This window comes from Curtobacterium sp. B8 (assembly GCF_000333315.1).
Lineage (GTDB): Bacteria > Actinomycetota > Actinomycetes > Actinomycetales > Microbacteriaceae > Curtobacterium > Curtobacterium luteum.
On record NZ_BACW01000269.1, the window covers coordinates 1 to 10,048 of the forward strand.

A 10,048-nucleotide genomic window follows, 5' to 3' on the forward strand; every position below is an offset into this window, starting at 1 on the left:
CCCGTCCGTCACCCCCCACCTTCGGAACCCTCTCCGCACCCGGAAGGCAACCAACCGTGTCCAGTACCCCCCTCGCGCCGACGCTGTCGGCGCCCGGTGCGCCGCAGCGCACCGACCCGCCGGCACCGCGCAAGCGGAAGCCGATGCGGAACGTCGGACGGGCCGTCCCCCTCCTGCCGGCCGTCGTCCTCCTCGTCATCTTCCTGCTCGGCCCCGTCATCTCGTCGTTCTACGGGTCGTTCACCAACTCGGCGCTCACCGGCGTCGGGGCCTCCGACCAGCAGTTCGTCGGGCTGAAGAACTACGTCGAGCTCTTCCAGGACCCGGACTTCCCGAAGTCCGTCGTCCTCACCATCGTCTTCCTCTTCGCCTCGGCCGTCGTCGGGCAGAACGTGCTCGGCCTCGGCCTCGCGCTCCTCATGCGCAGCGCCAACAAGGTCGTGCGGTCGATCGTCGGCACCTTCGTGGTCGCCGCGTGGGTGCTGCCCGAGATCGTGGCGTCGTTCGCGGCCTACGCGTTCTTCAACGACCAGGGCACGCTCAACGAGTTCCTCAAGGTCTTCGGGATCAGCGGGCCGAACTGGCTCTACACGTTCCCGATGCTCTCGGTCATCCTCGCGAACATCTGGCGCGGGACCGCGTTCTCGATGCTCGTCTACTCGGCCGCCGTGCAGGAGGTCCCCGAGGAGATCACCGAGTCCGCCGAGGTCGACGGCGCGGCCGGATGGCAGCGGCTCGTCTACATCACGATCCCCGTGATCCGACGCTCGATCTCGACGAACCTCATGCTGACGACGCTGCAGACGCTGTCGGTCTTCACGCTCATCTTCGTGATGACGGGCGGCGGCCCCGGCACGAACTCGTCGACGCTGCCGATCCTGGCGTACCAGGAGGCGTTCAAGTTCTCGCAGCTCGGCTTCGGGACGGCGATCGCGACGATCCTGCTCATCGTCGGCGCGGTCTTCTCGATCATCTACATCAAGGCACTAAAGCCGGAGGTGGACTGACCATGGCCCTCACTGCCGACCGCCCGGTCGCGAACGCCACCCGGGCGGTGACCGCCCCCGGCGCACTCCACATGACCTCCCCGCGCGGCCGCACGATGCGCTGGGTGTCGAACGTCGTGCTGCTCGTCATCGCCGTGTGCTTCGCCGTTCCGCTGCTGTGGCTCGTGCTCGCCTCGCTCGACACGCAGGCGTCGCTGTCCGTGAAGATGCCGACGCAGTTCACGCTCGACAACTTCGCGAAGGTGCTCACCCCCGACCTGTCGTTCATCCCGCTCGGGAACAGCCTGCTGCTCTCCGGCGGCACGGCGGTCGTCACGGTCGTCGTCGCGATCCTCGCCGCCTACCCGCTGTCCCGCTACAAGATGCGGGTGAACAAGCCGTTCCTCTACAGCATCCTGTTCGGCACCGGCCTGCCGATCACCGCGATGATGGTCCCCGTCTACGCGCTGTTCGTGTCGCTCAACCTCATCGACAACGTGTGGGGCTGCATCTTCTTCCTCGCCGCGACCAGCCTGCCGATGGCCATCTGGATGGCGAAGAACTTCATGGACTCGGTGCCGGTCTCCCTCGAAGAGGCGGCGTGGACCGACGGCGCCTCGATGCTCACGACGCTGTGGCGGATCGTCATCCCGCTCATGCGCCCGGGCATCGCCGTGGTGTTCATCTTCGTGTTCATCCAGGCGTGGGGGAACTTCTTCGTCCCCTTCGTGCTGCTCCTCTCGCCCGAGAAGCAGCCGGCCGCGGTCAGCATCTTCAACTTCTTCGGCCAGAACGGCGCCGTCGCGTACGGGCAGCTCGCCGCGTTCTCGATCGTGTACTCCGTCCCGGTCATCGCCCTCTACGTCCTCGTGTCCCGGGGCCTCGGCGGCGGCAACGCCCTCGCCGGCGGCATCAAGGGCTGAGACAGAAGGAGACTCCTCCATGCACTCCGACGAACCGCTCGTCCACGCCCGCATCGCCCGGCTGGTCCGCGACCGCATCGACCCCGCCGTGCACCGTCGCTCGGCGCCGGTGACGGTCGACGCCTGGCAGGTGCCCGACGAACCGGTGCCGTTCGCCACCGCGGTCGCCGCCGACTACACGCCGTTCGACGGCGGCGCCTGGGGCGGGAGGCCCTGGGGCACCACCTGGTTCCGCATCCGCGGCACCGTCCCGGACGACTTCGGCACCGCGCCCGGCACCACCGCCGAACTGCTCGTGGACCTCGGGTTCACGAAGCGGCAGCCGGGGTTCCAGGCCGAGGGCCTCGCCTGGCGGCCGGACGGCACCACGATCAAGGGCATCGAGCCGCTCAACGACACCGTCCCGCTCGAGGTCGGCCCGGGCGGGTCCTTCGAGCTCTACGTCGAGGCCGCGGCCAACCCGGACATCGGCGGCGACGAGTTCCAGGGCGCGACCCCGCTCGGCTCGAAGGCCACCGCCGGCTCCGACCCGATCTACCTCGTCCGACGGATCGAGCTCGTCGAGCGCGACGACACCGTGTGGGAGCTCCAGCAGGACTTCTGGGTGCTCCGCGGACTCATGGCCGAGCTGCCGACCGACGGCACCCGGGGCGCGGACATCCTGCGCGGACTCGAGCGCGCCGCCGACGCCCTCGATCCGGACGACGTCGCCGGCACGGCCGCCGCAGCCCGCGAGGTCCTCGCACCCCTGCTCGCCGTCGGCGCCTCCGGCTCGGCCCAGCGCGCGATCGCCGTCGGGCACGCCCACATCGACTCGGCGTGGCTCTGGCCCGTCCGCGAGACGATCCGCAAGTGCGCCCGGACGTTCTCGAACGTGCTCGACCTGATGGACCGCGACCCCGACTTCACGTTCGCCTGCTCGTCCGCGCAGCAGTACGCCTGGATCCGTGACGGCTACCCGTCGATCTGGGAGCGGATCAAGCAGCGCGTCGCCGAGGGCCGGTGGATCCCGGTCGGCGGCATGTGGGTCGAGTCGGACACGAACCTCCCCGGCGGCGAGGCCCTCGCCCGGCAGTTCGTCGCCGGCAAGCGGCTGTTCCTCGAGGAGTTCGGCATCGACACCCCCGAGGCCTGGCTGCCCGACTCGTTCGGCTACTCCGGCGCCCTGCCGCAGATCGTCCGGGCCGCGGGCTCGAAGTGGTTCGTCACGCAGAAGCCGTCGTGGAACGAGACGAACGTCATCCCGCACACCTCGTTCCACTGGGAGGGCATCGACGGCTCCCGGGTCCTCACGCACCTGCCCCCGGCGGACACCTACAACTCGGACGTCTCGCCCGCCGACCTGCACCGCGGCGAGCGGCAGAACAAGGAGCGCGGCGTCGCGAACACGGCGATGCTGCTCTACGGGTTCGGGGACGGCGGCGGCGGTCCCACCCGCGAGATGGTCGCGGCGGCCCGACGGCAGCACGACCTCGACGGCTCGCCCCGGGTCACGCTCGGCACGCCCGCCGACGTGTTCGAGGAACTCGAGCGCGTCCTGCCCGAACCCGCCGTGTGGTCCGGCGAGATGTACCTCGAGTTCCACCGCGGCACCTACACGTCGCAGGTCCGGACGAAGCAGGGCAACCGTCGCTCCGAGCACCTGCTCCGCGAGGCCGAGCTCTGGGCCGCCACCGCGGCGGTCCGGCACGGGCTCGACTACCCGTACGAGGAGCTCGAAGGACGCCTGGCACACCGTCCTCCTCCAGCAGTTCCACGACATCCTGCCGGGGTCGTCGATCGCCTGGGTGTACGAGGTCGCCGAGGCGAACTACGCCCGCGTCGCCGAGGTCCTCGAGGGGGTCATCAGCACCGCGACCACCGCGCTCGCGAACGGCGGCGCCGCGGCGCTCGCCGGGGTCGGCGCGTCCGCAGCGGCGACCGAGGGCGGCGCCACGGGCCTCCTCGACGCCCCCGCCGTCGGCCCCGCGGGCACGGCCGGCGGTGCCGACGGGCGACTCGTCCGCTTCAACGCGTCCCCGGTCGCGGCGGGCGGGGTGACCGCCCTGGGCGGTTCGCCGACGGACGAGGCGCGCGCCGTGCCTCCCGTCCGACACGGCGACCACCTCGTGTTCGACACCGGCGTGGTCACCGCGACCATCGACGGGGCCGGACACGTCGTGTCCCTCACGGCGAACGACAGCGGCCGCGACGCGATCGCCCCCGGGTCCGCCGGCGCGGAGTACACGGTGTTCCGCGACACCCCGAACCAGTGGGAGGCGTGGGACATCGACCGCGCCTACCAGCGCAACGGCACGGTCCTGACCGCCTCCGACGTGACGGTCGACGGCGACACCGTCGTCGTGTCGCGCGCGTTCGGGTCGTCGACGATCACCACCCGCTTCTCGGCCGCCGACGGCGAGGCGGAACTGCACATCGAGACCGAGGTCGACTGGCACGAGCACCAGAAGCTGCTCAAGCTCGCGTTCCCGCTCGACGTCCGCGCGAGCGTCGCCTCGAGCGAGATCCAGTTCGGGCACATCGACCGTCCGACGCACCAGAACACGTCGTGGGACTCCGCCCGCTTCGAGACGAGCGCCCACCGCTGGGTCCACGTCGCCGAGGCAGGCTTCGGTGTCGCGGTCGCGAACGACTCCACCTACGGGCACGACATCACCCGTGCCACGCGGGAGGACGGCGGCACCACGACCCTCGTCCGCGAGTCGCTCCTGCGGGCGCCGACGTTCCCCGACCCGGACGCGGACCAGGGACACCACGTCTTCCGCACGGTGCTGCGGGTCGGCGCCACGGCGCTCGAGGCCGCCGACTCCGGGTACCGGCTGAACCTGCCGGTGCGGTCGGTTCCCGGGACCGCCACGGTCGACCCGCTCGTGACCGTGTCGTCGCCGCAGGTGTTCGTCGAGGCCGTGAAGCTCGCCGAGGACCGCTCCGGGGACGTCGTCGTGCGGCTCTACGAGGCCGCCGGCGGACGCGCGACGGACGTCGGGGTGTCGTTCGGGTTCGACGTCGCGTCGGTCACCGCGGTCGACCTGCTCGAGCGTCCGGTCGAGGCGTCGTCGTGGGGCGCCGGCGAGCCGGTCGTGCTGACCCTGCGACCGTTCGAGATCGTCACGCTGCGGGTCCGGCGGGCCTAGCGGGGTCCCGCCGGTCCCGAGGCAGCGGGGCCGGCGGGGCGCGGGGCGCGGGGCGCGGTCCGCGGTCCGCGCGCGAGGCTGCGGCGTCGGGGGAGCTCGGGTGCGTTCCCCCGGCGCCGCGTTGCGTCCGCGGGTGTGGGGTGGGTGCTCCCGGGCGTACCCGGTCATCCCGGGCGTACCCGGGCGTACCCGGTCATCCCGGGCGTACCTGGTCGGAGGTCCGCAGCGCTCGCGACGTGCGGCGGCGAACCGGTCCAGGTGCCGATCACTACCGTGGCGCGCATGGCTGTCAGGGAGATCTGGCTCGTGCGGCACGGCGAGTCCGAGGCGAACGTCGCGGCCGCCCGCGCCGAGGCCGACGGGGCGGAGGTCATCGACGCGGGGTACCGGGACGCCGACGTCCCCCTGAGCCCCCTCGGGGAGCGACAGTCCCGTGCGCTCGGCACCGAGCTCGCGGACCGGGGCCTCGACGACGTGCCCGTCGCGCTCTGGGTGTCGCCGTACCTCCGTGCGCAGCAGACCATCACGATCGCGCTCGAGCACGGCGCGCTCGCCGAACCGGCACGTCGCACCGACGAACGGCTCCGCGACCGCGAACTCGGTGTGCTCGACCTGCTCACCCGGCAGGGTGTCCGGAACCGGTACCCCGACGAGGAGCGCCGTCGCGAGTGGCTCGGCAAGTACTACCACCGGCCGGCGGGCGGGGAGTCGTGGGCCGACGTGATGCTGCGGCTCCGGTCCGCGCTCGTCGACGTCGACCGGCTCGAGGACACCGACCGGCTCGTCGTCGCCGCCCACGACGCCGTCGTCATGCTGACCGTCGCCGTGTGCCTCGACCTCGACGAACCCGCCCTCACCGAGTTCGCCCGCACGCACACGGTGGCGAACGCCTCGCTCACCCGACTCCGACGCGATGCCGTCGGTGCCCCGTGGTCGCTCGAGGAGTTCTCCTCGGTCGGCCACCTCGACGACGACGAGGTCACCGAGCACGGTGGCCGGAAGGACGATGCTCGTGTCCGCTGACCCCATCACCCCGAACTTCCTCCGTGACTGGGCACTCCCCGAGGCGGGGGTCGGCAAGTACGGTCGCGGGCAGGTCCTCGTCGTCGGCGGCGCGGCACGGACGCCGGGCGCAGCCGTGCTCTCGGCGCTCGCCGCGCTGCGGGTCGGAGCCGGGCGCCTCACCCTCGCCGTCGCGCGGAGCGTGGCGTCGACGGTCGCGGTCGCGGTCCCCGAGTCGGGGGTGGAGCCCCTCGACGAGGATGCCGACGGCCACGTCGCGATCGGTGCCGGTGACGGCATCGCGGACGTGGCCGCCAGCGCCGACGCCGTGCTGATCGGCCCGGGGCTCGACGAGCCGGACGGGACGCGGGACCTGGTGGGCAGCCTGGCCCGGGCGGTCGGACCGGACACGGTCGTCGTGCTCGACGCCTTCGCACTCGGCGTCGCGGCCGACCTCCGACAGGAACTCGAGCCGTTGCGGGGGCGCCTCGTCATGACGCCGAACTCCGGCGAGGCAGAACGCCTCGTCGGGCGGGCGTGCGGCGAGGACTCCGTCGCGGACGCCGTCGACATCGCCGAACGGTTCGGCGCGGTCGTCGCACTCGGTGACGCCATCGCGACGCCCCGCGGCCGGACCTGGCTCAAGGGCACGGGTGCCGGCGGCCTCGGGACGAGCGGCAGCGGCGACGTGCTCTCGGGCGCGATCGTCGGGCTGCTCGCGCGGGGAGCGGACCCGGCGCAGGCCGTCGCGTGGTCGTCGTACGTGCACGCCGCAGCGGGGGACCGGTTGGCCGTGCAGGTGGGGCCGCTCGGCTACGTCGCCAGCGAGCTCGTCACGGAGATCCCGCGCGTCCTGGTCGAGCTCGGCGCCTGATCCGGCCCCGGACCCGCCCGCCCCTGGCTCCGCCCGCCCCTGGCTCCGCCCGCCCCTGGCCCGGCAGCCCCGGCCGCCTAGGCCCGCAACGACTCCACGGCCTTCGCCACCCGGCGCGCCCGCGTCTCCGGTGCCTTCGCCGCGAGCACAGGGTCCACCACCGCCCGCTGCCGTGAGTTCGACAGCGTCTCGAACGCCGCCCGCACCCCGGCCGCGTCGAGGGCTGCCGCGAGGTCGTCCGGCACGGCGACCGTCCGCGGCGTCGTGTCCACCTCGAGCGTGACCTCGACGGTGTCCCCGGCCTGCACGCGCGCGGCCTCGCGGTGTGCTGCCGAGAGCGGGACGAGCGACTGCGCCCCCATCACGCCGACGGTCGACCGGTAGGTGTAGCCGCCGTCCAGCGTGACGACCACCGCCGGACGCTTCCCGGCGCCGAGCGCCTCGATGACCTCGGGCGGGACCGGCAGACCGGTGGCCGTCTTCCGTGCCTGCAGGACCGTCGTCGTGAACCGCATGGCGCGAGCCAAGCACCTGAGCGACCACGCCGCAAGAGTTCGGCCCCCGTTCACCGCGCCGCTGCGGACCGGAAACCGGCCCCGGTCATCCTCGTGTCCGACCGAGTCGCACAGTCGTGCGGAACGGACCCCGACCCGGAAGGCACACCCCGTGCAGCACAAGCGCACCCTCGCCGGCATCGCCCTCGCGGCCGCCGCGATCGTCACCCTCGCCGGTTGCTCGGCGACGAGCAGCGCGTCCACGAAGGACGACTCCGACTGGAAGACCGCCACGAGCGCCCAGTCCGCCGGCGGCATGGACGCCCTCGTGAAGGCCGCGAAGGCGGAGGGGCAGCTCAACGTCATCGCGCTGCCGCCGTCGTGGGCGAACTACGGCAAGATCATCGACGGCTTCAGCAAGGAGTACGGCATCAAGGTGAACTCCGCGAACCCGAACGGCTCGAGCGCCGACGAGGTCGCCGCGGTGAAGTCGCAGAAGGGCCAGTCGACCGCCCCCGACGTGCTCGACCTCGGCAACGCGGTGCTGCAGCAGAACCTCGACCTCCTCACGGACTACAAGGTCGCGAACTGGTCGGACATCCCGGACAGCCTCAAGGACGCGGACGGCAAGTGGACGCGTGACTACACCGGCCTGATGTCCATCGGCTACGACTCCTCGAAGGTGAAGACCGCCCCGAAGGACCTGAACGACCTGCTCGGCTCCGAGTACAAGGGCAAGGTCTCGATCGCGGGCGACCCGACGCAGGCGAACCAGGCCGCGTCGGCGGTGTACCTCGCAGCCCTGGAGAACGGCGGCTCGGCCGACGACATCACCAAGGGTGTCGAGTACTTCGGCAAGCTGAAGCAGGCCGGCAACTTCCAGAACGTGCTGCCGACGCAGGCCACGGTCGCCTCGGGCGAGACCCCCGTCGTCGTCCAGTGGTCGTACAACAACCTCGCCTGGGGACCGGCCGCCGGCGCATCGGGCAACAAGAACTGGAAGACCGTCGTCCCCGAGGGCCAGGCGCTCGGCTCCTACTACTCGCAGGCCATCAACAAGGACGCGCCGCACCCCGCAGCGGCCCGCCTGTGGCAGGAGTACATCGCGAGCCCCGACGTGCAGAACCTCTACCTGCAGGCCGGCGCCTTCCCCTCGACCCTCGCGGCGCTCGAGAAGTCGGGCAAGGTCGACCAGGACGCCCTCTCGGCCGCCGGCGGCATGCCCAAGGACTACGTCGAGCTGACCGATGACCAGGTCACGGCGGCCGCGAAGGTCCTGGCCGCCAAGTGGTCCGCCACGATGGGGTCCTGACCGGCATGACCACCGCATCGGCACCCGGGGCGCACGCCCCCGTCACCGCCGGGCCCGCCGCCACCAGCGCGGCGCCCGCCCCGGCTGCCGGTACCACCGTCCGTCGCGGCGTCGGACCCCGTGTCCGGCGCCGCGGCGGCGTCGCCTGGCTCGGCCTCACCCCGTTCGCCGCGTACGTCCTGCTGTTCCTCGCCGTCCCCGCCGTCATCGCGGTCGGCAGCGGGTTCTTCACCGGCGACGGCACGTTCACCTTCGCCAACCTCGCCGCCTTCGCCGACCCGACGGTGCTGCGGGCCTTCGGGGCGTCCGCCGGTCTGTCCGCGGTCTCCGCCGTGATCGGCGCGGTGATCGGCGGACTCGTGTGCTGGGCGCTCACCGCACTCCGACCCGACGGGCTCGTCCGCTCGATGATCGACGCCGCCTCCAGCGTCCTCGCCCAGTTCGGCGGCGTCATGCTCGCGTTCGCGTTCATCGCGACGATCGGTGCGCAGGGCCTCGTCACCACGTGGCTCGTGTCCGTGTTCCACGTCGACCTCAACGCCGGCGGCGCGTTCCTCTACACGGTCCCCGGGCTCGTCCTCCCGTACGTCTACTTCCAGGTGCCGCTGATGGTCCTCACGTTCATGCCCGCGCTCGAGGGCGTCAAGACGCAGTGGGGAGAGGCCGCGGCCACGCTCGGCGCGTCCCGTGCGACCTACTGGCGGCGCATCGCGCTGCCCGTGCTCGCGCCCGCCTTCTGGGGATCGTTGCTGCTCCTGTTCGCGAACGGGTTCTCCTCGTTCGCGACCGCCGCGGCGCTCATCTCGCAGGGCGGCATCGTCCCGCTGACGATCCGGGCGCAGCTCACGAGCGAGACCATCATCGGGCTGCAGAACGTCGCCGGGGTCCTCGCCCTCGGCATGGTGGTCGTCATGGCCGTCGTCATGGGCGCCTACGCGCTCCTCCAGCGACGCGCAGCGCGGTGGCAGCGATGACCGCGGTGAGCGGCACGGCCGCCGTGGACGCAGCGATCGCAGCTCGTGCCCGGTCCGCGGGCGCGGGTCGGCCGGGAGGCACGGCTCGCCCCGGGCGCTTCGGCCCGGCCCCGTCCCGGGTCACCGCCGCGATCGTGCTGGTCGTCGTCGGGCTCGTGTTCGCCGTCCCGCTCGTCGCCCTCGTGCAGTTCACGTTCCGCCAGGGCACCGACGGCGGGCTCACCCTCGACCACTACACCGCGCTCGCCGAACCGGTGAACGCGACGACCTACCAGCCGGTCTTCGACGGCCTCGTCGCCTCGCTCGTCATCGCGCCCATCACCGTCGCGATCGTCCTCCTCGGGCTGCT

At 72.3% G+C, this 10,048-nt stretch carries 7 protein-coding genes and 2 pseudogenes; 8 read left to right on the forward strand and 1 reads right to left on the reverse strand.

What is annotated here, in order from left to right; genetic code table 11:
- Nucleotides 1-143 precede the first annotated feature (143 nt).
- From I59_RS06520 to I59_RS06540, 5 genes and pseudogenes are all read left to right on the forward strand, one after another.
- Nucleotides 144-1,007 carry a carbohydrate ABC transporter permease gene (locus I59_RS06520; protein WP_229727984.1) on the forward strand — a complete coding sequence of 288 codons (864 nt, stop codon included), beginning with the start codon at nt 144-146 and terminating at the stop codon, nt 1,005-1,007.
- 2 nt (nt 1,008-1,009) lie between these two features.
- Nucleotides 1,010-1,909, forward strand: a complete 900-nt coding sequence (locus I59_RS06525) for a carbohydrate ABC transporter permease (RefSeq protein WP_022903177.1) — start codon at nt 1,010-1,012, stop codon at nt 1,907-1,909.
- A gap of 19 nt (nt 1,910-1,928) precedes the next feature.
- A pseudogene (locus tag I59_RS19360) lies at nt 1,929-5,043 on the forward strand (alpha-mannosidase).
- 282 nt (nt 5,044-5,325) lie between these two features.
- Nucleotides 5,326-6,066, forward strand: a complete 741-nt coding sequence (locus I59_RS06535) for a histidine phosphatase family protein (protein WP_022903178.1) — start codon at nt 5,326-5,328, stop codon at nt 6,064-6,066.
- A complete protein-coding gene (locus tag I59_RS06540) occupies nt 6,050-6,919 on the forward strand; it encodes an NAD(P)H-hydrate dehydratase (protein ID WP_022903179.1) in 870 nt (289 codons plus the stop codon). Before I59_RS06535 ends, I59_RS06540 begins: the two co-directional genes overlap by 17 nt.
- A 77-nt stretch (nt 6,920-6,996) precedes the next feature.
- Here the strand turns inward: I59_RS06540 and I59_RS06545 are convergent, their stop codons facing one another.
- Complete coding sequence (locus I59_RS06545) at nt 6,997-7,434, reverse strand: YdeI/OmpD-associated family protein (RefSeq protein ID WP_022903180.1); 438 nt, start codon at nt 7,432-7,434, stop codon at nt 6,997-6,999.
- Nucleotides 7,435-7,585: 151 nt separating this feature from the next.
- Here I59_RS06545 and I59_RS06550 point away from each other — a divergent pair, with 151 nt between their 5' ends.
- The 3 genes and pseudogenes from I59_RS06550 to I59_RS06560 form a co-directional block, all read left to right on the forward strand.
- Nucleotides 7,586-8,725: an ABC transporter substrate-binding protein gene (locus tag I59_RS06550; RefSeq protein WP_022903181.1), complete on the forward strand. Its 1,140-nt coding sequence runs from the start codon at nt 7,586-7,588 to the stop codon at nt 8,723-8,725.
- Nucleotides 8,726-8,730: 5 nt separating this feature from the next.
- Entirely contained in the window at nt 8,731-9,699 is a 969-nt protein-coding gene (locus I59_RS06555) for an ABC transporter permease subunit (protein WP_042726533.1), read from the forward strand.
- Nucleotides 9,696-10,048 (forward strand): annotated as a pseudogene (locus I59_RS06560) (ABC transporter permease); the annotation flags it as partial. The gene I59_RS06555 and the pseudogene I59_RS06560, both read left to right, overlap by 4 nt.

Coding starts and splice junctions, on each gene's coding strand:
- I59_RS06520 (WP_229727984.1), top strand. CDS start 144: ATGCGGAACGTCGGACGGGCCGTCCCCCTCCTGCCGGCCGTCGTCCTC.
- I59_RS06525 (WP_022903177.1), top strand. CDS start 1,010: ATGGCCCTCACTGCCGACCGCCCGGTCGCGAACGCCACCCGGGCGGTG.
- I59_RS06535 (WP_022903178.1), top strand. CDS start 5,326: ATGGCTGTCAGGGAGATCTGGCTCGTGCGGCACGGCGAGTCCGAGGCG.
- I59_RS06540 (WP_022903179.1), top strand. CDS start 6,050: ATGCTCGTGTCCGCTGACCCCATCACCCCGAACTTCCTCCGTGACTGG.
- I59_RS06545 (WP_022903180.1), bottom strand. CDS start 7,434: ATGCGGTTCACGACGACGGTCCTGCAGGCACGGAAGACGGCCACCGGT.
- I59_RS06555 (WP_042726533.1), top strand. CDS start 8,731: ATGACCACCGCATCGGCACCCGGGGCGCACGCCCCCGTCACCGCCGGG.